The organism is Nostoc sp. (assembly GCF_036917355.1).
GTDB lineage: Bacteria > Cyanobacteriota > Cyanobacteriia > Cyanobacteriales > Nostocaceae > Nostoc.
Window position 1 is genome coordinate 179,867 of record NZ_JBALDP010000026.1, and the last position, 22,214, is coordinate 202,080.

21 protein-coding genes are annotated in these 22,214 nt (G+C 40.3%); 9 read left to right on the forward strand and 12 right to left on the reverse strand.

The annotated features are described in order from the left end of the window. Positions 1–513 precede the first annotated feature (513 nt). Positions 514–1,335: an SDR family NAD(P)-dependent oxidoreductase gene (locus tag V7K53_RS07820; RefSeq protein ID WP_335196985.1), complete on the forward strand. Its 822-nt coding sequence runs from the start codon at positions 514–516 to the stop codon at positions 1,333–1,335. A 31-nt stretch (positions 1,336–1,366) separates the two neighbouring features. On the opposite strand, the gene V7K53_RS07825 is transcribed toward V7K53_RS07820, so the two are convergent. Then, positions 1,367–2,605: a ScyD/ScyE family protein gene (locus tag V7K53_RS07825; RefSeq protein WP_335196986.1), complete on the reverse strand. Its 1,239-nt coding sequence runs from the start codon at positions 2,603–2,605 to the stop codon at positions 1,367–1,369. Between the two features lie 437 nt (positions 2,606–3,042). On the opposite strand from V7K53_RS07825, the gene V7K53_RS07830 reads away from it, so the two are divergent. Then, the gene (locus V7K53_RS07830; RefSeq protein ID WP_335196987.1) at positions 3,043–4,542 is read left to right on the forward strand and encodes a glycosyl hydrolase family 57; all 1,500 of its coding nucleotides are present in this window, start codon (positions 3,043–3,045) and stop codon (positions 4,540–4,542) included. A gap of 119 nt (positions 4,543–4,661) precedes the next feature. Continuing rightward, a complete protein-coding gene (locus V7K53_RS07835) occupies positions 4,662–5,246 on the forward strand; it encodes a hypothetical protein (protein ID WP_335196988.1) in 585 nt (194 codons plus the stop codon). Positions 5,247–5,370: 124 nt separating this feature from the next. Here the strand turns inward: V7K53_RS07835 and V7K53_RS07840 are convergent, their stop codons facing one another. Further along, the gene (locus tag V7K53_RS07840; protein WP_335196989.1) at positions 5,371–6,729 is read right to left on the reverse strand and encodes a sensor histidine kinase; all 1,359 of its coding nucleotides are present in this window, start codon (positions 6,727–6,729) and stop codon (positions 5,371–5,373) included. Between the two features lie 261 nt (positions 6,730–6,990). Between V7K53_RS07840 and V7K53_RS07845 the strand changes: the two genes are divergently transcribed. Both V7K53_RS07845 and V7K53_RS07850 read left to right on the forward strand, forming a co-directional pair. Beyond that, entirely contained in the window at positions 6,991–7,740 is a 750-nt protein-coding gene (locus V7K53_RS07845) for a Uma2 family endonuclease (RefSeq protein ID WP_335196990.1), read from the forward strand. A gap of 103 nt (positions 7,741–7,843) precedes the next feature. After that, positions 7,844–9,016: an S-layer homology domain-containing protein gene (locus V7K53_RS07850; protein ID WP_335196991.1), complete on the forward strand. Its 1,173-nt coding sequence runs from the start codon at positions 7,844–7,846 to the stop codon at positions 9,014–9,016. Between the two features lie 226 nt (positions 9,017–9,242). On the opposite strand, the gene V7K53_RS07855 is transcribed toward V7K53_RS07850, so the two are convergent. After that, positions 9,243–9,680, reverse strand: coding sequence for a CAAD domain-containing protein (locus V7K53_RS07855; RefSeq protein ID WP_335196992.1), 438 nt, complete (start codon positions 9,678–9,680; stop codon positions 9,243–9,245). A 1,362-nt stretch (positions 9,681–11,042) separates the two neighbouring features. Here V7K53_RS07855 and V7K53_RS07860 point away from each other — a divergent pair. Further along, positions 11,043–12,767, forward strand: coding sequence for a sensor histidine kinase (locus tag V7K53_RS07860; RefSeq protein ID WP_335196993.1), 1,725 nt, complete (start codon positions 11,043–11,045; stop codon positions 12,765–12,767). A 152-nt stretch (positions 12,768–12,919) separates the two neighbouring features. Here V7K53_RS07860 and V7K53_RS07865 read toward each other — a convergent pair whose 3' ends face one another. The 6 genes from V7K53_RS07865 to V7K53_RS07890 form a co-directional block, all read right to left on the reverse strand. Continuing rightward, entirely contained in the window at positions 12,920–13,621 is a 702-nt protein-coding gene (locus V7K53_RS07865) for a carbonic anhydrase (RefSeq protein ID WP_335197024.1), read from the reverse strand. A gap of 28 nt (positions 13,622–13,649) precedes the next feature. Next, positions 13,650–13,961 (reverse strand): P-II family nitrogen regulator, encoded by a 312-nt coding sequence (locus V7K53_RS07870; RefSeq protein ID WP_335196994.1) that lies wholly within the window; start codon positions 13,959–13,961, stop codon positions 13,650–13,652. A gap of 4 nt (positions 13,962–13,965) precedes the next feature. Then, on the reverse strand, positions 13,966–14,934 hold the full coding sequence (locus tag V7K53_RS07875; protein ID WP_322639375.1) for a sodium-dependent bicarbonate transport family permease: 969 nt from the start codon (positions 14,932–14,934) through the stop codon (positions 13,966–13,968). A 443-nt stretch (positions 14,935–15,377) separates the two neighbouring features. Then, positions 15,378–15,668, reverse strand: a complete 291-nt coding sequence (locus V7K53_RS07880; protein ID WP_335196995.1) for a type II toxin-antitoxin system VapC family toxin — start codon at positions 15,666–15,668, stop codon at positions 15,378–15,380. Between the two features lie 122 nt (positions 15,669–15,790). After that, complete coding sequence (locus tag V7K53_RS07885; RefSeq protein WP_335196996.1) at positions 15,791–15,952, reverse strand: hypothetical protein; 162 nt, start codon at positions 15,950–15,952, stop codon at positions 15,791–15,793. Between the two features lie 133 nt (positions 15,953–16,085). After that, positions 16,086–16,226, reverse strand: a complete 141-nt coding sequence (locus tag V7K53_RS07890; protein WP_335196997.1) for a hypothetical protein — start codon at positions 16,224–16,226, stop codon at positions 16,086–16,088. Positions 16,227–16,241: 15 nt separating this feature from the next. Between V7K53_RS07890 and pcrA the strand changes: the two genes are divergently transcribed. Then, entirely contained in the window at positions 16,242–18,563 is a 2,322-nt protein-coding gene (gene pcrA, locus V7K53_RS07895; RefSeq protein ID WP_335196998.1) for a DNA helicase PcrA, read from the forward strand. A gap of 56 nt (positions 18,564–18,619) precedes the next feature. On the opposite strand, the gene V7K53_RS07900 is transcribed toward pcrA, so the two are convergent. Then, a complete protein-coding gene (locus V7K53_RS07900; protein ID WP_335196999.1) occupies positions 18,620–18,913 on the reverse strand; it encodes an antibiotic biosynthesis monooxygenase family protein in 294 nt (97 codons plus the stop codon). A gap of 180 nt (positions 18,914–19,093) precedes the next feature. Between V7K53_RS07900 and V7K53_RS07905 the strand changes: the two genes are divergently transcribed. Next, complete coding sequence (locus tag V7K53_RS07905; RefSeq protein ID WP_335197000.1) at positions 19,094–19,702, forward strand: acyl carrier protein phosphodiesterase; 609 nt, start codon at positions 19,094–19,096, stop codon at positions 19,700–19,702. Here the strand turns inward: V7K53_RS07905 and V7K53_RS07910 are convergent. After that, positions 19,683–20,216, reverse strand: a complete 534-nt coding sequence (locus V7K53_RS07910; protein ID WP_335197001.1) for a GAF domain-containing protein — start codon at positions 20,214–20,216, stop codon at positions 19,683–19,685. The genes V7K53_RS07905 and V7K53_RS07910 overlap by 20 nt on opposite strands. A gap of 4 nt (positions 20,217–20,220) precedes the next feature. Then, complete coding sequence (locus tag V7K53_RS07915; protein WP_335197003.1) at positions 20,221–21,138, reverse strand: metallophosphoesterase family protein; 918 nt, start codon at positions 21,136–21,138, stop codon at positions 20,221–20,223. 135 nt (positions 21,139–21,273) lie between these two features. Between V7K53_RS07915 and V7K53_RS07920 the strand changes: the two genes are divergently transcribed. Then, a complete protein-coding gene (locus tag V7K53_RS07920; RefSeq protein ID WP_335197004.1) occupies positions 21,274–22,179 on the forward strand; it encodes a hypothetical protein in 906 nt (301 codons plus the stop codon). Positions 22,180–22,214 lie beyond the last annotated feature (35 nt).

Genomic DNA, 22,214 nt, shown 5'->3' on the forward strand with positions numbered 1-22,214 from the left:
TATATGTCTTTTTTGTTTCTAAACGATGAATTAGATATCACAATTTCCTAAAACAGGGCTATTTGTCAGGAAAATGAGATATTTATACTGAGGGATTCATAAAAACTTATTTAATAAAATCTTTTGTATATATATACTTGTCGTTAAGAAGTATTAAGAAATCCTGATTAAAGAATATTGCAATAGCTTGATTTAATTGCTAACGTGTGTATGACAGCAATGCTGATGAACGCTCGGATCTAGGAGAAATAAAATCTATGAGCTATACCCATTCAGCCAAGTGTGTTAGGCTTTGACGGGTTCAAAACGAGAAGTTTCTGCCTCATATAGACAACTATGAGGGATTGCAGATTAACCAAGAAATGTCTCATTGCTAAAGGCTTAGTTTCAGTTTGATTTCAATTGTGATTGATTATTTGTCTTACTTTGTTCCGACAAGTGAGTAGCTCTTGCTTGTGTGTATCGGCAATAACGAAGAGTTTGGTAAGACTTAAATTTTGGAGAATAAAACTAATGGAGATTCAAGGTAAAGTTGCCCTAATTACAGGGGCTTCGCGTGGAATTGGACGAGCGATCGCCCTCGAATTAGCGCAACAAGGCATCAAACGGATGATATTGGTAGCACGCGATCGCCGCAAGTTATTAGAGGTAGCCAACGAAATCGAGGCTATGGGAACAGAAGCTGCGATCGTGGCCTTAGATTTGACGCAGACAATAGAAGTAAATATCGCTGTTGCCCAACTATGGCGCAATTACGGACAGATTCACCTGCTGGTTAATTGTGCGGGAGTCGCATACCAAAGCTCATTTTTGCAATCTAAAATGCCTCAAGTTCAAGAAGAACTCTCGGTGAACTTGTTAGGAATGTACAACCTCACTAGTTTGATTGCTCGACGCATGGCCAGCCAAAGACAAGGGACAATTGTCAATGTATCGAGCCTGATGGGGAAAGTGGCTGCACCAACAATGGCGACATACTCAGCAACCAAGTTTGCCATCTTAGGATTTACCCAAGCCTTGCGCCAAGAATTAGCTGAACACAATATCCGCGTCATTGCATTACTGCCTTCCTTGACAGACACAGACATGGTGCGCGACTTAAAATTATTTCGCTGGGTGATCCCTATGACTCCCCAGGAAGTGGCTAAAGCACTCGTCACCGGAATGCAGAATGATTCATCAGAAATTTTAGTCGGATGGCAAAGTCATTTAGCCGTGTTGTGTCAACGCCTCGCCCCTTGGTTGTTAGAGCTAATTTTACGAATAGCAACACCGCCAGCACCAAGCAGACAAAGGCTGATTGAAAAACTTATCCCTTCGCGTAGCGTCTCATAGAGAAGGGGAGACACCGAAGGCGATCGCTGACTCAACACTGCTGAACAAACTTGTCCGAAATCTTCAGTCTTTTGGCTTTACCCTTGTGCAACAAAGTAAGGCTCACAGTACCAAGAAATGCTAATAAGCTGAAAGTAGAAGTAGATTCAGGAACAGACTTGGAATTCTCAATTTTGATAACTTGTCCAAGTCCAGGGCGATCGCCTCGGTTTGTCACGTAAATAGCATTATCAGCACCAATAGTCAAAGCAGTAGGAGATTCTAATCCATTGCCACTAAGAATAGTTGTGCGAGTTCCATCACTCGCTATTTTAATTACAGAACCATCTAGATTACCTTTCCAGAGTGACTGATTAGCGTACTGCAAAGCATATAAATTACCCTCATTATCAAAATCTAAGTCAGTAAGTTGGGTAAAGCCATCGGTATAAACTGTTGGTTGACCATCAGCACCAACTCGATAGATTTTTGCTTCACCTTGTGGAAAAGGAAAACCAGTTAATTGGCTAATATAATAAGCGCCATCTGGGCCTTTGGCGACATTTGTGGGTACTGCTTGGATTTCAAATGGCGATGAGGATGCGCCAGAGGGAAAAATTGGATTAGTTAATGTCTGCCGGGGAATTGTGGCGATCGCCTTTAAATTACTGCCATCAGTACCTACGCTGAGTAACTCATTAGCACCAGTATCAACTGTAATAATATGATTTCCATCTACAAGAAGAGAAAAAGGATTGCTAATTAGATCGCCTCGATCTGGATTATTTGCAAGTTCATAATTAGCTAAATCAGCAACACTAGTCCACGAATTTGTATTGAAATTAGCAGTGATGATTTTTCCTAAGTCAGTATTACCTAATGCCGCCCGAAATGTGGGATTTGAACCATACCCAATTGCAATATAAGGCTTGCCAGCAGCATCAAATTTGATATCTTGAGGCCCAGAAGTATCAGTACCATCTGATAATGCTAAAGAAGGAAGTCCTGTAAGTATACGTTCTTGCGTACCATTTCTAATTTTGGTGACTGCACCAGTTGTGCCATAACATAAAGATTGGTTTGCAACGCTCGGTGAAGGAACACAAGCTCCACTGCCGCCTGTTCCTGCTTCCGTGACGTAAAGACTCCCGTCATTACCAAAAGTTAAACCCCTTGGATTATTAAGACCATCGGCGATTACCGAAAATGATGCCGCCTCTGCTGCTTTCATTCCTGAAAAAGCAGCAATGCAAACACTCAAAAATGTAATTCCAAATTGTTTTAGTTTCATTAGACCTGTCCTAAAATTAAATTTGCGTCAAGCATAGAATAGAAAATTTTATCTTGATAAATAATAATATTTAATGTGTACAGTTTCTATGGATTTTACAGCTTATTTAAAAGAGGGAAACAGATTCAAACCCAGAAGCCCAGATGAAATCTGAATTTCTGAATTTTGAGTTGTATCATACCATTTCCAAAAATCTTTGCAACATAATAAATTGGCTGTAGGGGCGTACAGATGTACGCCTCTAGCAACAAAAATTAAATAGGATTGCTGTATATTTTCCAACATTTTTTATACAAGTGTGATATCCAAACTGTTTAACTACACAGATATTGCGGGACTACAAGAAGATCGCAGTTTGCATCAATACATAAAGTTGCAGAGCAGAAATTGCTGGGCGATCGCATAATTAGACATACCTTGTTTCGGAGCAATCAGAAATGCTTTCCTTCCCTACAACACTGACTCCTTTGCCCGAAATCATTGATGGCTTACCGAATATTTCTGGTTGGGAAACAGAGGTTCTCTCTGTGGTTAACCAAGATCGACCAGTATTTTTACCAACAACGAATATCCGTTTAGAAGACGTAAATGCTGTATTTGCGATCGCTTTGCACATGCACCAGCCAACTATACCTGCTGGAAATGACGGTACACTCATCAGCAATCTGCAATATATGTTTGAACATCCCCATGAAGGGGATAACCACAACGCAGATCCCTTTGCCCATTGTTACAGCCGCATGGGTGACTTGATCCCCGAACTTGTAAGTCAAGGTTGCAATCCGCGTGTGATGTTGGATTACTCTGGTAATCTTCTGTGGGGACTGCGGCAAATGGGACGCGGTGATGTTCTGGATAATCTTAAACGGATTACTTGCGATCGCACCTACCAACCTTATGTAGAATGGCTGGGTACAATGTGGGGTCATGCAGTTATTCCTTCCACACCCATAGCAGATATTAAATTACATATCGTTGCATGGCAACATCACTTTGCCGCAATTTTTGGCTGGGAAGCACTAGCGCGAGTCAAAGGATTTTCGCCTCCAGAAATGCACCTACCAAATCACCCTGATGCTCTCTTTGAATTTGTGAAAGCACTAAAAGAATGTGGATATCGCTGGCTACTTGTTCAAGAACATTCTGTAGAAACTCTTACTGGTCAATCTCTTACTTATAAACATTTACCACATCGTCTAATTGCCCGTAATTCTCAAGGCGAAACAATTAGCATCACAGCCTTAATTAAAACCCAAGGTTCCGATACGAAATTAGTTGCTCAGATGCAGCCTTATTATGAAGCGAAGACATTATCCAAACAACAAATTGGCGGTGTATTTGTACCACCAATAGTTAGCCAAATTGGTGATGGTGAAAATGGTGGTGTGATGATGAATGAATTTCCTAGCGCTTTTAAACAAGCTTGGTGGGATATGGTCAATAATGGCGGAGGAAAATCAGGTGTTGTTGGTGTGTGCGGTACAGAATATTTAGAATTAATCGAAGCAGCGGGATGCAAATCTGAAGATTATCCAACTTGTCAGCCAGTGGGACAACATCAGATTTGGGAGCGAGTTTCACCAGATAATACTCAACCGCAAGCTGTAGAGAATGCCATTCAAGAATTAAAGCAAACAAACTCTAATTTTCATCTAGATGGAGCCTCGTGGACAAATCATATCAGTTGGGTAAAAGGATATGAAAATGTGTTGTCTCCCATGTATCAATTAAGCAGTTTATTCCATCAAAAATTTGATCCATTACAACAAGTTGACTTAGCAGAACCTGTAACCAGACAATCTCATTATCGTAATGTTCTTTTACATAATATGTTGCTGCAAACCAGTTGTTTTCGTTATTGGGGACAAGGTGCTTGGACCGATCACGCACGGGAAATTTATCAACGTGGCGAAAGTTTGCTAAAAACGATATTTTAATAATAAAGAACTCAGGTGAGGGAAGGAAACAGCCCTGCTTTTTAACGGTGGGGCTGGGGATATATTACGGGGTAAAATATCACTAAATCAAGTATTTTAGTTTCTAAATAGGCAATAAAATGAAAAATATTTATGACATTTTAGAAATGATTAGACCAAGACCAGCAATGTATTTAGGTCAGCGTTCCTTAACTGCATTAAGCAGCTTTATTGATGGCTATTTTTTTGCTATAGGGGAAAATGGGATCTTAATTGAAGAAGAGAACCCTCCCTTTAGTCAGTTGAACAACTGGGTAGCTCGATATTATAAACGGTACGGATCAACAGCAGGATGGAAAAATATTATTCTCCGAGAAGTTGGAGACGAAGCAAAAGCATGTGATGTATTCTTTGAACTACTTGAATTATTTAAGCAAAGGTTTCCTGTACTCAAGTATCGTGTTTTCTTAAATCCAAACCATAAATCTACTGGAGCTATATATCGACGTATATGTATAGATGGGATATACAAAGACTTAGATCCACCTAAAGAAATTAGAATTGTGCAATATACAACAGATTCTGGCTTTTACCGATTCGATGTATCCCAAGCCGGAGAAATTACAGAAATTGGCTATTTTGAGACAGAAAAGTTAGTGATGGAAGAAGTTAAGAGAGAGTTTGAAGTTTCTTTAGATGAGTGGGAAACCTTAAATACTATCTAAGTATCTTAAAGTTATGAAAGACTAACTTAAACACGAGTTCATGCTGATTTCAGAATCAGTATTTGAGCAATTATTTATTTGAAAAAATTGTTAATATATGAGTCATTTTTCTCAATATATCTTCTTACACCAGAGGTAACAATATTTCAAATTTTGTACCTATACCAATCTGTGAATGAAAATTCAACTTCCCGCCATGTCTCACAGTGATAATTCGATAACTTACTGCTAAACCAGTATTTTTACCATTCTTTGTTTCCACAGAAAAAGACTCCATAATTTGCTGTTGTAATTCTTCAGACATTCCAGAGCCATTGTCAGCAATGCGAATTAAAACCCAGCGAGAATCTGGTGCATCTGGGTTGCTTGCTTCTTGTGATATAACTTCTGTGGTAATCTCAATTCGGGGTTTTTGAACAGTCTTTGTCTCTTCTAAATGTAACTGCTGTCGCACTCCTTCATTGAGTAAAGTATCCACAACTTCACTTAAAATATTCATCAAAACCTGGTTGAATTGCCCCATAAAGCAATACACTGGAGGTAATTGACCGTAGTATTTGACGATTTCAATTTCTCCTTGAAGACGGCTATTAATTAGTAAAATAATGCTATCTATACAGGCGTGTAAATCTACTGGCTTAGGGAAAAGTTCATCAATATGACAGAAATTTTGCAAGCTAGTCACAAGTTTTTTTAATCTTTCCGCTCCTGTGCGAATACTAGCAAGCGATCGCGACAAATCTTGTTCTAAAAAATCAAATTCAATTTCTTCTTTAATCTGATTAATTGTCTGAGAAACTGATGGTAACTCTCGATCGTAAGCTGCGATTAGTTTGAGTAAATCTTGGCTGTAGTTTGAAACATAAATTATATTACCCCAAATAAAACCCACTGGGTCTAAAATTTCATGGGCTACGCCGTCTACCAAACGCCCCAAGTTTGCCATTTTATCATTTTGAATCATTTGAGCTTGACTGCGTTCGTAGCGGATCAGATTGTCGATTCCCCGAATTTGCCAAGAAATAATATTCAATTCTTGGACATCTAATAATCTATAAGCACCAGATTCGGTTTCTATTACAATTGGTTCTGCTAATAATTCTGGCGATCGCTTTAAGCTAAGTTGCATTGTTGTTAAAATTGATGTTGTATCAGTAACAAGCAACATCGGTGTTCGCACATAGCTGTAGAGAACAGCTAATGGTTGCTGAACAAATAACTCTTGTCCGAATGGACGAATCAAAAATTCTAGTAGTCGCCGCCGCGAAATCATCCCAATGAACTGTCCTTGTTCTACCAAAATTACTCCTGGTAGCAAGGGGTATTTGTCCAAAAAACTAGCCACTTCCATCCCAGTGTGGCTGATTTCCACCGAGAAGTTATACATTGGTAGTTCTTGGAGGGTTGAATCTAAATTAAGATCGCGATCGCTTCCCTCAGACAAAAATGGCGGTGAAATTTGGCAACTGAATTCTTCTGGCACTACACACCCTGATTTTTTCAAAGACAGGTAAAGAATAAGTTAATATTCTACATTCTGCCACCCTCAAAATCCGATTTTAGTTTAGGCATCTAATAAAACTAGTGGTCTGTCAAGCTGAAAATCTTTCTCAGACGACTAGAAGTAATTGGCGTGCAATTAATAATCTGGGTGGAGAATATTGATAAAGCGATGTCTACGACGGGCTACGCCTACGCAAGCTAAACTAAAAATAACCTTTACGAAGAGTGCAAAGGTAGCGTTATGACCTCTGTAACCAATCCACCCAACGCTCTCACTCCTTTCCCATTCCCGGATCATACTCAACTTCCTGAGTCTAATGGTACTTTTGTGAAGAATTGGCAAGAGCATCCCCAAAGCATTCTACTAACTGACTCAATTACACCCCTCCTTAAGCAATTAAATCCTGAAGGTGAATACTGTATAGGGCAAGACTTAGGCATTTACTGGCGGTTGACCGATCCCCTTGAAAAAGGCGCAGAAGCACCAGATTGGTTTTATGTACCGAATGTACCATTTTTGCTCAATGGGCAAACGCGACGTTCTTATGTGTTGTGGCGAGAGTTTATTGCCCCGTTGATTGTTTTAGAATTTGTCTCTGGGGACGGTAGTGAAGAACGGGATAAAACTCCTTTAAAGGGTAAATTTTGGATTTATGAGCAAGTGATTCGTCCTCCTTTCTACGGCATTTATGAAGCGAGTAAAGCCAGCTTAGAAGTTTATCATCTGATTGAAGGAAAGTATCAGATATTATCAGCAAATGAACGAGGACATTATCCTATAGTTGCTTTGGGTATTGAGCTAGGCTTATGGCTAGGAGTTTATCAGAATGTGGAATTACCCTGGCTGCGTTGGTGGGATTTAGAAGGCAATTTGTTGTTGAGTGGCGATGAAAGAGCCGAACAGGAATCCCAAAGAGCCGAACAGGAATCCCAGAGAGCCGATCGCCTAGCTGCCCAATTGCGATCGCTCGGTATTGAACCAGAAGCCTGATATCCTATTACGAATTACGAATTAAAAAAGGGCTGGTGTAAAAGAGTCATCTGTGGCTTAATTTGTTTAGACACAAATTTTTACTGCTACTAGGGTAATCACGATGACAAATAGACCTCCTTCCGAACCGGAGTCATCTCAAAAAACTGCCCTTGGCTTTGATGAATTTATAGCCATTCTAGTTGCCTTCACCACTATCGGAGCGATTCTTTTTTGGTCGTTGTCCCGCAGAGATTTTAGTTGGAACTTGAACGGGCTGCTGTTGCCTTCATCTACTCCGTCTCCTAGTGTTCGACCAAATCCAGTATTGCCCTCTCTTGCTGCCAAGGTAAAACCTTATGCAGTCCCCGAAAACGTTTTGCCATCTTCTCCACCGGAAGCTGTTGTTGAACCCACTACACGTTCATTCCCAACTAACAGCGCAACTCCTTACCGCGCAATGTTACCATCTATTTTGGTAATCCCAACTCAATCCCCACAATCACAAACACCTGTATCCTCTCCAACAGAACTTGAGTCATCACTCAAATCATCAGCGTTGCCTTTAGTAACTCCGGCAAGACCCAAATCAATCATTCCGCCGCCAATTGCATTTAATGATGTGCCCAATAACTTTTGGAGTCGGCGTTTTATAGACGTTCTTTCTGCCCGTGGGATTCTCAAAGGGTTTCCTGATTATTCTTTTAGACCAAATCAGCCTGTAAATCGCGCCGAATTTGCTGCCATACTAGAAAAAGCTTTTGACCAAGAACCGTCTAAGACTGCGATCGCATTTCAAGATGTACCAACAAAATTCTGGGCAACTCCAGCAATTGACCAAGCCATCAGTGCGGGTTTTCTCAAGGGCTACCCGAAAAAAACCTTCAAACCACAACAAAATATTTCACGAGTACAAGTTTTAGTTGCTCTTGTCAGTGGGTTGAATTTAAAAGCACCCACTTCTCCAAATCAGATTATCAGTGTCTATAAAGATGCGAAAGAAATTCCACCTTATGCTATTGGCAAAATCGCTGCTGCTACAACCAATGGTCTAGTAGTTAACTATCCAAATCCTCAAGTCCTCGATCCCAACAAAGTAGCTAGTCGGGCGGAAGTGGCAGCGATGATTCATCAAGCTTTAGTCAAACGGGGCAAACTGTCGGCAATTACATCTCCTAATATAGTGCGTAGGGGTAGCTCGCCGCAGGCATCGCCTAAAATATCTCCAGAACTTCCACAGACGCCAAAACCGAACCCAAAAGTTAAATTGCCCATTGGAGGTTCGCCTCAACAATAATTACTAATTCGTAATTAAACCAAGGATCGTAGGTAGCGACTTATACGGCTACTAGCGTTATGGGTGTAGTCTTGATATTACAAATTGTTAAAGATTTCGTCAAGAACTTTGAGAGAAGACTGGACACCGACTTCCGGCGTCCAGTCTTCGGGAATTTGGAATTAGAGCGTACTTCTACACAGAGCAAGCTACGCGTAGCGTCTCATAGAGAAGCGATAATTAGATATTAAGCTTCTGGAATTTGTTTGCCGACAACTTGTGATTTAAGAGTGGTGATTTCACTAGTTAACTCTTTCCTGGTTGAGGCTTTGAGTAAATAGCGGTAAACAAACCAGGCAGAGTAACCAATACCGATCAGTTCAAAAGTAGGTGCTACCAAAGGGATATCATTCAAGGCATCTAATATTGCCAAGAGTACTTTAACGGCAACAATTGATCCTACAATTAAACCAACTGTTACCAGGGGTTGCTTATATTGATTAAAGAAGCTTCCCAGATAATCTGGTAATGTTGCTAAAAAGGTAGAAATTTGCTCCCCGTATTTTAGCCATTCGTCTTGAGACTGCGCCGGAGGCTGGAGTTTGGTGATAGTTCCTGTTTGGCTGTTGATCTCTGCCACTGTAGTCTCTTTAGATGCGGTTTCGGTAAATTCTTGTTCTGGCATTTTCACTCCTATTAATTTGACAGTTGAGTTTTTCTAATCTGGATAATTACAACCAAAAGGTTGTTGATTAGGTAATGTACTTGCGAATCAGTACAATTTGGTGAAAGGCACAAAAAGATTTTAGTGTCCTATAACCATACTTGCCCCATACTATCTACTGCATCAACTACAAGGTAGACAGTCAGTAGGAGGATAGAACTCAGAAGGTAGCAGGATGTATTATAATCAACTTCCTGAGTTCTATTTTTGGAATCAACTGGAATCCTCAGGTTGTGATTATCCCATTTCGTGTCATTTGCTCATAATCGTACTAAATCTAAGTACAAATCATGCAAAAATTACTCCACTTCTCATTTATATAAGCCTAGAAGCCGATTTTATCCGATATTAAAGCTATCTTAAGCCGCGTTCGTCAATTCACGCATTCGTATTGATATTAATACGTAATAAAAATTTTTGTGTGTTCATATAGACTAGACTTTTACTCTACTTTATGATATGAGTGCGTGGGATGAAGGAGACGAAAGGATTAGACCTCTTGCAAAAATCGTTGAATCACCCCTCCCCAACCCTCCCCTTCACAAGGGGAGGGAGCAAAATTTCAAGTTCCCCCTTTATAAGGCAGGGGTGTTTCATTCCCTAAAAGACTCTGATTTACAAGCGTTTCAAGCAAAAAAGTCAGGTAACTAAAAAATCTAATTGGGCAATAAAATCGCGATGCCTTCGGCAAGGCTTTGCCAACGCACTTAAATTTACTCGTTGAGGTGGTAGCTTTTCTTTTTCCAAATCAAGCAAATTTCTGACTTATACTCTTGACAAAATCTTTAAGAGATCGAATGAAACAGCCCTGCCTTTATAAGGAGGATTAAGGGGGGTCGATTCGACTTATGCAAGAGGTCTATTAAGGAAGCAAGGAGATAAACAAAACTCAGCGCTCTTTTACCCAATCCCTAAGCCCAAGAAGTATCAAACCTTTTGTTTTTCTCCTGATTGTATTAATTTTATAAGGAAGCAATAAGGTAGAGTAATGGCGTAGGAGATCGCAAGAACTCATTGCTTGCTATCAACCGCATATTGTGGAAAGTAGTGTAGTAGGGAAAAGACGCTCTCAGGAGGGTCTTTAGTGCAGGAAACTATATCGTTGCTCCTAAAAAAAATAAATTCTATTAGATTTAGTAATTATACTTAGCAAGAAAGTTGTAAAATTTACTTATATAGTCTAAGGTGATGCTAATTATCTAGCAAGCAATGATTTGCTCTTGCGATAAAAGAAGATAATGTAGATGTTAATGACTAATTAAGGTATTTTGACAATCTAGACTAATTTGATTATTTTTGCGGGAAGGCAAGGAGGTTTGAGAAATGCCAACTCAAAAGCCAACCCCTATCTACAGCAGTTCAGAAAGCAAAAAAGTGTCAGCCGAAGAGCCATCGACAGACGAACTCCCAACTATAGAATTTCCTTCACGAGGGAAACTCAAAGCTAGTTCTTGGCGTATCCATCAAAAAATTGGCTATGGGTATTTTGTAGCTATTGGAATTGGCTTTTTTGGCTCACTGACTGGGTTAGTGATTGCTAATTACTACCGGGGAAGGGAAGTTAGACAATTCAATCAAGCTTATGAACAAGGACAACTACTGAGTAATTATAAAGATGCAGTAGTAGGGGCGCAATTACATAGTTCTAACCTAGTCGCTGTATTAGAAAATTCACAACAACTGCAAAACAAAAAAGCTGATTTTCTGAAGAATGTTGAAAAAGCCAAGCAACTAGAGTCAAAAATTGGCGGATTTCTCGATAGTAAACCTAAAAGACTAGCAGCAACAAGTTCGACTTTACAGACGTTATTGCTGGATTACAAGAATAATTTAAAAGCCTACGTTGACCAAATTGAGGTTATCTTACAGCAAATTGACTCCCCAAAAGTGCAGCCTCAGAAGATTTCCTCTGCCCGATCGCAGTTATTAACAATAATGCGTGGTGAAACAGCCATGCGACTAGATCAGCTTTCTCAAAGCTTGACTAACATCTTGCAAACTGCTGAAGATCAAGAGCAAGAAAGGCAAAGAGCCGTTGAGCAGGCGAGAATAGTTGAACGATTCATCGTGATCGCGAGTATGCTGGTTTCGGTAGCGATCGCAGCTATTGTGGCTTGGCGTACCAGTCGAGCGATCGCTGAACCAGTCATCACTGTAACCCAAGTAGCTGAACAAGTTGCCAGGAAACATAATTTCGACTTGCGAGCGCCCGTCACCACCGAAGATGAAATTGGCCTACTCGCCAAATCTCTAAATCATCTAATTGAGCGAGTATCTCAGCGAACAAAAGAATTACAACAAGCTAAAGAATTAGCCGAAGCTGCTAGCAAGGCAAAAAGCGTATTTTTGGCCAATGTCAGCCACGAATTACGCACACCATTAAATGCTGTCATTGGCTTAAGCCAACTACTAGAAGACGACGCTACCGATCTTGGTTTATCGCCAGACTTTATCACCGACTTAGAAACAATTAACGCTGCTGGTAAGCATCTACTGCACTTGATTAACGAAATCCTCGACTTGTCAAAAATCGAAGCGGGGAAAATGACCCTGTATCCTGAGACATTTGAGATTGCAACGCTGATTCATAACGTTGTTCTCACAGTCAAACCAGCTATAGAAAAAAATGCCAATGTTTTAGAAGTAAATTTTGATCGGCAACTTGGCACTATGTACGCCGATCAAACTAGGATGCGACAGGTATTGTTAAACTTACTCAGTAACGCCAGTAAATTTACTACAAACGGCAAGATAACGCTGACAGTCAACAGAGAAAAGGATGAATTCCGACCGGAAGCTCCTTTGGGCAGCATTATTTTCACCGTTACCGACACAGGTATCGGTATGTCTAACCGTCAACAGCAGCAGTTATTTCAACCTTTTACACAAGGTGATACTTCCACCACGAAAAAGTATGGAGGTACAGGATTGGGGTTGGCAATTAGCCGCCACTTTTGCCAGATGATGGGTGGTGAAATTATTGTCAAAAGTCAGCCAGGAATTGGTTCTACTTTCACTATTCGTCTGCCAATGACTGTGCAAGATTGAATGGAAGATTGAGCATTGGGCATTGGGCATTGGGCATGGGGCATGGGGCATTGGGCATTGGGCATTAGTTACTTCTTCCCTGCCCCTCTGCTCCTCTGCCCCTTTGCTCCTCTGCCCCTCTGCTCCCCCTCATCTGGGAATCCTCTGCCGAATTAAGTAATAATAGTCACCCTACCTGTATCTAAATCGTAACGACCCCCAACAATTTTCAATTTGCCTGACTCCACCTGCTTAGTTAAAAGCTTTGAGCGCTTCAATCGCTCAATTTGATATTGCACATTTGCCACCACAGCGTTTTCAACTGCATCACCAGGCTGATCCTTGGCCTTTTTCAGGGCTGGCTTAATTGCCTTAACAAAAGTACTAATATCACCGGGTAATGATTCTTTTTTAACAGCTGCGGTTACTGCGCCACAACGCTCATGACCCATCACCATCAGCAGTGGAGAACCTAATAAGACAACTGCATATTCAATACTACCGATCGCTTCATGTGTGGCAATATTTCCGGCAATCCGAACATCAAAAATGTCTCCAATGCCTTGATCGAAAACAATTTCTGCGGGAACTCGTGAATCCGCACAACTAAGAATAGTTGCAAATGGATGTTGAGCTTGAGCAACTTCGTGCAACCGCAGTTCAGATTGATCGGGGTATTGGGGATGATGATCGACAAATCGCTGATTTCCCTCGATCAGCTTTTGCAAAGCGGCATCGGGAGTGAGCGATTCAGGGGAAGTTGAGGGGATTTCGGCAGCTTTAGCCTGTTCAATCCGCCAGAGTAAATCGCTGGCAGATAGCATCATCCCAAATGCCCCGGTCATTCCTAACTTCAAAAAGTCACGACGTTCCATGAAATGCTTCATTGAATTTATAACTCTCTTACATTGACGCGATACATCTGACAGAGCGAATTTCCATCACATCGGAAACGTAACAAGTACCTCCGAATTTATTTAGGAGTGGTCTGATATTTTCGACAACACGCTTGAGTTCTTCTGGCATACAAAACGCGAGGATGTAAACATTATCAAGCATCGTCATGTCTAAATCTTCTGTCGTTCCTCGTAATCCTTTACCTACAACATTTCTGATGACGGCGTGGTTATGTACACCTGACTTGTCTAAATTATCTAAAATTTTGGCAAGCTCAAAGGAGTTGGCGATAATTTCTATCTTTTTAACTACGTGCATATTATTACCTCCAGAATAGGTTAATTCCGTAGAGATATAGCGGAATTCCCACAATAATATTGAACGGAAATGTGACTGCTAGAGCGGTAGAAACATATAGGCTGGGATTTGCTTCGGGAACAGTCATCCGCATCGCTGCTGGCACAGCAATGTAAGAAGCGCTGGCACACAATACAGCGAATAACAGCGAATTTCCCTGAGGCATACCGATGAATTTGGCGATCGCTAACCCAATGCCTGCATTGAGTATAGGAATTAGTATGGCAAATAAAATTAGGAAAACTCCGGTTTTTTGCAAGTCTTTAATTCTTCTGGCAGCCACCAGTCCCATATCCAATAAAAAGAAGGTGAGAATGCCATAAAACAACCCTTGAGTAAAGGGTTCTAATACGTGCCAACCACGTTCTCCTGTCAAGACACCGATTAAGAGGCTACCGACTAGTAGAAAAACTGAACTATTAAGAAATGCTTCTTGCAAAACTTCCGACCAAGCAAACTCTCGCTTTTCATCGGCGGTGAATATACTCACCAAAATCAGACCAACAATGATCGCCGGAGATTCCATCAGGGCAAGAGCTGCTACCATGTAACCATCATACTGAATACCAAGCTCAGTTAAAAAAGCGCCGGCAGTGATGAAAGTGACGGCACTGATAGAACCGTAGGTTGCTGCGATCGCCGCAGCATCGTAAGTATCCAGTTTCCACTTTAAGATAAAAAAGGTGTAAATTGGAACAAAACAAGCCATCAACATTGCTGCCAGGAGTGTTAAAATTACTTCCTGATTCAGTCCGCTTTTGATTAGTTCTACTCCTCCTTTAAAACCAATTGCAAACAGCAAATACAACGAAAGGAGTTTGGGTACTGGTGGGGGAATTTCCAAATCAGACTTGACAAAAACAGCAGTCATGCCTAAAAAGAAAAACAAGATTGGCGGATTCAAAATGTTGGATACAATTAAGCTAAAATCCATATCCACCCCTCTTTATACTGGTAAAACCTGCAATTAAAGAAATTTTTCATCTTTAAAAATTTAACGGTTCAATGATGATGTATCGTGTATTGTTACCTAATGTCAATTGGGTACTCAAGGAGTGAATAGTCCGATTGATGACTATACTCTCAGTTAGGTATGTACAGCGTTTTGCAAGCAAATAAACCACAGACTAGGGAACATTGTCATGTCCCCATGAAAACCTTTAGGGGCAATTAATAAATTGCCCCTACTGTTGACAACAGAACAAGTTAGAGCTTGCCTACCATCTTTTGATGTTTGATTCCCCGTGGCTGATTTTACGACACAACGCGCCGGAATAACTAGTGGCTAACTTATGTACGTAGAAAAGTTAACGTATTGTCATGGCAATTATGAATTGCCACAACACAAACTTTGTCTAAATCCCAGTATTTTTTGATTTACAACTGTTTTGTAAATCCTGCTTGCTCAAAATGCTGGTCAGATGTAAAGGCTTGAGTAATACCCTCCTGTGTCATCACCGCAAAGCTAATACAGTCAGTTAGTCCCCAATCTTTATCAGGACGCTGGCTGTATAACATCCAACCTTCATCCAGCAATTTTTGGTCGAAAGGGATAATTTGCACACTTTTTAAAACTCTCAAACTGTTGATGAAAGCAACTGTCTGAATACGGCTAACTGGTGTATACAGAGCATCTGCAACCTCCAATAGTACAAACTCTGTTGTCACCAAAGGCGTTTATAAGCGCAGAAGTCTATCAATTACCTCATTTGCCTGGTGATGAAGATTATCCCTAACATTAAGAAGAGCAATCCAGGCAGCTGTGTCTACAAAAACTTTCGTCAAGGTTATTATTCTCGCTTTGGCATTCCATAGAGATAATGGTCATGCTGCTGTGCCAAATCGCTAATATCTGTATCAACTGCACAGTTTTTAATCAACTGCCTCAGCTTATCCCAATCTGAGTCTTCTGGCGTTGCTGGCTGAGGTGTGCGGTTTTCTTCGACAAACACGATTATAACTGACTGCCCCTCATGCCCTTCAATTGGTTCGTTAGGATGGACTACACCGTTTTAGAATGTGCCTTTGACTGACAGCATAGCTTTTTCTTACTTCTACATAAATCATGATACAGTACCATTCTGGTTAAGAAGATTGCCACACAATCTTTATTGACCAAGTTTCGTTAGGATGTTGTAACCTGGGCAATAGCAACTCTCTATTGATGTGATGCCAGGCGTAGGCGTAGCCCGCACTTCGGCTGCGCTCAGTGACCGTCAGAGACATCGCTTTTTCACATCTATGACAACAACCATCGACTTTCTCAGTCATCTTAACCCTAGCCAACGTCAAGCTGTCGAACATTACTGCGGCCCGTTGTTAGTTGTTGCTGGCGCAGGTTCCGGTAAAACACGAGCGCTGACTTATCGTATTGCAAATCTGATTCTGAAACACCGTGTCGATCCAGAAAATATCCTGGCGGTTACTTTTACCAATAAAGCCGCGCGAGAAATGAAAGAACGGATTCAACGGCTATTTGCAGAACAACTGGCGATGAAGCAACACGGCCAGCGGTTGGATTTATTGACAGAATACCAACAAACGCTACTGCGATCGCAAGTTTACAAAAACACGATCAAAGATTTGTGGTGTGGCACTTTCCACAGTCTATTTTCTCGCATTCTCCGTTTTGATATTGAAAAATACGTAGACGAAAAAGGACGCAAGTGGAATCGTAATTTCTCTATTTTTGATGAATCAGATGTTATCAGTCTGATCAAAGAAATCGTTAATAAAGAGCTAAATTTAGACGATAAGAAATTTGATGCCCGCTCTGTTCGCTACGCTATTAGTAATGCGAAAAACCAAGGTTTATCGCCCCAAGAATTTGAGCAAGATCAACCAAATTATCGCGGACGGGTAATTGCCCAAGTTTACAATTTATATCAAGATAAGTTAGCACAAAATAACGCTCTTGACTTTGACGATCTTATTCTTGTACCTACGAGATTATTTCAACAAAACGAGCAGGTATTGGGTTACTGGCATCGCAAGTTTCGTCATATCCTTGTAGATGAATATCAGGATACTAATCGCACTCAGTATCAACTGATTAATTTATTAGTTACTAATGGCGAAACCAAAAAGAGCGAATGGCAATGGGAAAATCGCTCAGTTTTTGTTGTCGGTGATGCAGACCAATCAATTTACAGCTTTCGGATGGCAGATTTCACCATCTTGCTAGGATTTCAGGAAGACTTTGGCGATGGTTTGGTAGATGATGACACCCGAACGATGGTTAAGCTGGAAGAAAACTATCGTTCTTGTGAAAACATTCTGCAAGCGGCGAATGAACTGATTGAAAATAATACTCAACGGATTGATAAAGTCCTGAAAGCGACGCGGGGATCGGGCGAACAGATTACTTGTCACAAAGCCGATGAAGAACTTGCAGAAGCAGCATTTGTAATTAATCAAATTAGTACTTTAGAACAGCAAAATCCAGAGTTAAACTGGGGTAGTTTTGCCATACTTTATCGGACGAATGCCCAATCTCGTCCCTTTGAAGAATTGTTGGTGAAATATCAAATTCCTTACACAGTTGTGGGGGGAATGAGATTTTACGATCGCAAAGAAATTAAAGATGTCGTTGCTTATTTAAGAGCGATAAATAACCCAGCTGATACAGTCAGTTTATTACGAGTTATTAATACTCCCCGGCGGGGAATTGGCAAAACCACTATTGACGCTTTGATGAACGCATCTCAGCAATTAGGGACAACTTTGTGGGAAATCCTCAGCGACGAAACATCAGTTAATACATTAGCTGGACGGGCGACAAAAGCTGTAAATAACTTTGCCGCAACGATTAGCCGTTGGCAAGCACAAGTCGCTACGCTGCCGGTGACAGAGGTTTTGCAAGGAATACTAGAAGATTCTGGTTACGTTCAAGACTTGATGAATCAAGGCACAGATGAAGCCACAGATCGGGTACAAAACGTCCAGGAACTTTATAACGCTGCACTGCAATTTCAAGAAGAAAACGAAGAGATTTCCCTGCGAGACTTTCTAAGTAGCGCCGCCCTCAGTTCCGATTTGGATAACTTAAAAGAAGGACAGACAGCTGTTTCTTTAATGACTTTGCACGCTTCCAAAGGTTTGGAATTTCCCGTAGTATTTTTGGTGGGATTAGAACAGGGGCTATTTCCCGGCTACCGTTCTTTAAGCGATCCTGCATCTTTGGAAGAAGAACGCCGCCTGTGTTATGTGGGGATTACTCGCGCTCAAGAGCGGTTATTTTTATCACACGCGCGGGAACGTCGTTTGTATGGTTCTCGTGAACCTGCGATGCGATCGCAATTTCTCGACGAATTACCAGAAGAATTATTATCTACCAAACGCGCGAGTCGTCAAAGTTATACCAAAAGTGCCTCTACTTCTAATGGTAAACAAGACACATCACAGAATTGGCAAGTAGGAGATAGAGTATTACACAAAACCTTTGGTCTTGGTGAAATTACTCATGTTTTCGGAACAGGTAATAAGATGTCTGTGGCAATTAAATTTGCTAGTTTGGGACAAAAAATTGTTGACCCAAGAGTAGCACAGTTGCAAAAAGTTTGAAAACAAAGCCACAAGCCATAGAACCCCGATTTTCAAGAAGTCGGGGTTCTTGTTTTTTATATTTTAATTTCTTCAAAGTGTTCAACAGTGGGAAATGGCTCATAAAAATGATGCAGAAGTTTTTTCCACTCTTGATACTCAGCAGAACTTTTAAATCCTACAGTATGAGATTCTAAAGTTTTCCATCTGACAAGTAATAAATATTTACCTTGGACTTCTATACATTTATGCAATTCATGGGATAAATATCCGTCCATTGAGGAAATAATTTTAGAAGCTTTTTTGAAAGTAGCTTCAAAATCGGATTCTAAACCGGGTTTAACATGAAGCATTACAGCCTCAAGAATCATATATTATTTAGTAAGAATTAAATTGATGTTATTAAGTATAGTGTGAATGTGATATCTACAATGATATTGCTATCAGCATCTTTGATTATATTACCCATTTTTTTAATTACAACTCGCGTCAAGCGATCGCGTTATTATATAAACAACAAATTTTTCAGCTAGTGCAAAATTGTAATTAAAATGAACTATTTAGCACATCTATTTCTTTCTCAATACACACCAGAATTTTTAATAGGAGGTCTTTTAGGGGACTTTGTAAAAGGCAATGTAGAAAGCATTTATACTGGCGATATTCAAAAAGGCATTTATTTCCACAGAAAAATAGATGTATATACAGATACTCACAATATATTTTGCTCCAGCAAAAGGCTTATTAGTCCAAAGAGACGCAGATTTGCTGGGATTCTGATTGATTTATTTTATGATCATTTTTTAGCTAAAAATTGGTCTGAATATTCAAACACTGAATTATTCATTTTTTCACAACATGTTTATAAAGTATTACAAAGTAATCAAGATTTATTGCCTGAATCATTAAAGCTTATTCTTCCTAATATGATTTCTCAAGACTGGCTTACATCATATAGGGAAGTTGCCGCAGTTGAAAATGCTCTAAAGAGAATATCAGCTAGAGTCAAGAGAGAAAATGACATAAAATCTGGAATAGAGGATTTGTTATCTAATTATCAACAATTAGAATCAAACTTTTTAGATTTTTTCTGCGATTTAATGAGCTATACCAATAATTTGTATTCTCAGCTAGACTCAGCTAATAAAAAGCAGATTTGACATAATCAACTGTAAGAGGTGTAATTTTTTCGACAAGATTATTAATCACCTCTCGTTCATATTCAGTCCAAATTCTGGGATGACCAAAAATGCATGGTTGTAAAATTCCCCAGAGTTGGCCATCCTGACGGATATGGGCATGAATCAGGGCGCGATGTCCAAAGTACTTCTGTTCAAATTCCCGATTTAAAACTTGAGGTTCAGCTGTTTCTACATCTTCGACAAAGATTGAAGGTTCAGCACGTAGCGCAGCCGCAAACATCGGATCTTCTTCTACTAAAGTTGGGGGTTGTGCTGCCCATTCTTCATTGTAGACAGTAGGTACATCTGGAGTACGAACCCAACAAAAGGCAACTCTACCAAGGTCATTTTGTGGATTATGCAGGTATAGAAAACATCTGTCGGACTGCAAAAAATCGCCTACAGCTGGCAACAGTGCAGAAAATATAGTATCTGGTGTTTGAGATAATTCTACAAGATTTTTGAGTGCAGAAGGAAGTTCTTGCTGAGTCATATAACTAAGCTGATTCTAATTGAATAATCCCTTTATCAAAAACGCGATTATTAGTAGCGATCGCACTTATTTCTATTCTATCTTTATACACTTCATAACAGGCAAAGCTTAAGTCACTGGTAGAATACCCTGTCCACTCAGAACGCCCTACAGGACGATTCCCAGCACCTGCACCACAAATTAAGTAAGTTGTACCATCAATAGCACGAGTGCGTTCATAATTATGTTCGTGACCATTGATGTAAAGTTGAACGCCGTATTTTTTAAATAGGGGAGTAAAAGTTTTAATAAAATCTGGATTACTCCCATACTGACCCGATGAATAAATCGGATGATGACCAAACACTACTTTCCAAGGAGCATTACTAAGACTTAATTCTTTTTCTAACCAAGTTAGTTGGTTTTTCCAATCAGCATTACTATTAGTATCTAAAGCGAAAAATTGTACTTGATTACGTTTAAATGTATAATAACGTCCCTTCATATTAAAGCCAGCATACTTGACTTGTGGAACGCCATTAGCAGTACGAATATCGTGATTACCTAAACAAGCATGAAATTTCACACCTTGCTTGAGCAAACCTTGATAAGGACGCTCAAAAACTGCATTAATTTTCTCAATTTCGCCGTTATTGTAAATGTTGTCCCCAGCTAAAACGACTAAATCATAAGGATTTTTCTTGTGATACGCATTCATTGCTCCAGCCACAGCATACTGTCCTTTCGCGCCAGTTCCCGTATCTGCTACAGACACAAAACGTAATAACAAGTCTTTTTTGGCTGGGTTGGCGGCTATAGCTGTTGTTGAATCGCTAATATCAGCACTTTGATGATTTTGATGAGCAAACATCCAGCTTAAAAATCCTGTACCAATGGCGCTGACACTACTTAAAAATAAAAATTGACGGCGTTTCAGTTTCATAAGTCACCAAATTTAATAAATAGTCAGTTTAGCGGAAACAATGAGCAATGAAGTGATACATTAATGCAAAAGAAGGCAGCACCAGTAATAATGTACGTTGTTTGTCTTTGATTCGCTGCTTTTGGTGAAAGTTCCATGTCACAAGACAATCAGTCAAAACCGACGGATGAGCAAGTAACTCAACCTCCCCAAAAACCTTACCAGAGAGTTCAGCCATTTTGGAAGGCTAAAATTATCCAACTTCTGCAAGGAACGATTGGGGTTTTAGAAGTAACGGTGGAAAAACTGGAGACAGCACCTCCACCTGGTAGTGAGGAAAAACCAGGTTTTTTTCAGCAGCTTCAGTTGCGGTGGGGTGGACTATTAAGGACAATCCGCTTGTTTTTACCATCAAATTTGTCAACAAAGTTATCAGATACAGCTTTGACGGGAATTGTGACTGGAATTGCTGTAATTCTCGTTTGGACAACTACAACTATCTTTACTGGGAAACCTACGGAAGTAGCAACTGTTCCCCCAGTTGAAGAGGTTCCTACACCAACACCAAAGATAACTACTCCACCGGAGTCAGTCGTACCAGAACCACAGCCACCAGAGGAAATTACGCCGCCGCCAGAAGTACAAACCACCCCACCAACGCCGGAACCGGAACCAGAACCAGAACCAGAACCAATACCTACGCCAACGCCAACGCCAATCCCAACACCAACGCCCACACCAATCATAGAATTGACACCTGAACAAGCTTTGATTGCGGCTATTGAAAATCAGGTAGCCGAAATTAGCGATCGCGTTGCCTCTGGTCTGATAAAGTCAATTCAAGCCAACTTCCGCACAAGTAACTTGACTGTCAAAATTAGTGATGATTGGTACACTCTCAAGGAATCTCAGCAAGACAAACTAGCTGCGGAGATATTACAACGCTCTCAAGAACTTGATTTTACTCATTTAGAAATTATCGATTCCCAAAATACGCTGATAGCTCGTAACCCAGTTGTTGGGACTGAGGTAGTAATTTTTAAACGGCAAACAGCAAGTTAAAATAATTCGTAATTCGTAATTCGTAATTTTGAGTT

What these genes read in the sequence shown, in the direction of transcription:
- V7K53_RS07820 (WP_335196985.1), top strand. Translation starts at nt 514, where the DNA reads ATGGAGATTCAAGGTAAAGTTGCCCTAATTACAGGGGCTTCGCGTGGA.
- V7K53_RS07825 (WP_335196986.1), bottom strand. Translation starts at nt 2,605, where the DNA reads ATGAAACTAAAACAATTTGGAATTACATTTTTGAGTGTTTGCATTGCT.
- V7K53_RS07830 (WP_335196987.1), top strand. Translation starts at nt 3,043, where the DNA reads ATGCTTTCCTTCCCTACAACACTGACTCCTTTGCCCGAAATCATTGAT.
- V7K53_RS07835 (WP_335196988.1), top strand. Translation starts at nt 4,662, where the DNA reads ATGAAAAATATTTATGACATTTTAGAAATGATTAGACCAAGACCAGCA.
- V7K53_RS07845 (WP_335196990.1), top strand. Translation starts at nt 6,991, where the DNA reads ATGACCTCTGTAACCAATCCACCCAACGCTCTCACTCCTTTCCCATTC.
- V7K53_RS07850 (WP_335196991.1), top strand. Translation starts at nt 7,844, where the DNA reads ATGACAAATAGACCTCCTTCCGAACCGGAGTCATCTCAAAAAACTGCC.
- V7K53_RS07855 (WP_335196992.1), bottom strand. Translation starts at nt 9,680, where the DNA reads ATGCCAGAACAAGAATTTACCGAAACCGCATCTAAAGAGACTACAGTG.
- V7K53_RS07860 (WP_335196993.1), top strand. Translation starts at nt 11,043, where the DNA reads ATGCCAACTCAAAAGCCAACCCCTATCTACAGCAGTTCAGAAAGCAAA.
- V7K53_RS07865 (WP_335197024.1), bottom strand. Translation starts at nt 13,621, where the DNA reads ATGGAACGTCGTGACTTTTTGAAGTTAGGAATGACCGGGGCATTTGGG.
- V7K53_RS07870 (WP_335196994.1), bottom strand. Translation starts at nt 13,961, where the DNA reads ATGCACGTAGTTAAAAAGATAGAAATTATCGCCAACTCCTTTGAGCTT.
- V7K53_RS07875 (WP_322639375.1), bottom strand. Translation starts at nt 14,934, where the DNA reads ATGGATTTTAGCTTAATTGTATCCAACATTTTGAATCCGCCAATCTTG.
- V7K53_RS07890 (WP_335196997.1), bottom strand. Translation starts at nt 16,226, where the DNA reads ATGTCTCTGACGGTCACTGAGCGCAGCCGAAGTGCGGGCTACGCCTAC.
- pcrA (WP_335196998.1), top strand. Translation starts at nt 16,242, where the DNA reads ATGACAACAACCATCGACTTTCTCAGTCATCTTAACCCTAGCCAACGT.
- V7K53_RS07900 (WP_335196999.1), bottom strand. Translation starts at nt 18,913, where the DNA reads ATGATTCTTGAGGCTGTAATGCTTCATGTTAAACCCGGTTTAGAATCC.
- V7K53_RS07905 (WP_335197000.1), top strand. Translation starts at nt 19,094, where the DNA reads ATGAACTATTTAGCACATCTATTTCTTTCTCAATACACACCAGAATTT.
- V7K53_RS07910 (WP_335197001.1), bottom strand. Translation starts at nt 20,216, where the DNA reads ATGACTCAGCAAGAACTTCCTTCTGCACTCAAAAATCTTGTAGAATTA.
- V7K53_RS07915 (WP_335197003.1), bottom strand. Translation starts at nt 21,138, where the DNA reads ATGAAACTGAAACGCCGTCAATTTTTATTTTTAAGTAGTGTCAGCGCC.
- V7K53_RS07920 (WP_335197004.1), top strand. Translation starts at nt 21,274, where the DNA reads ATGTCACAAGACAATCAGTCAAAACCGACGGATGAGCAAGTAACTCAA.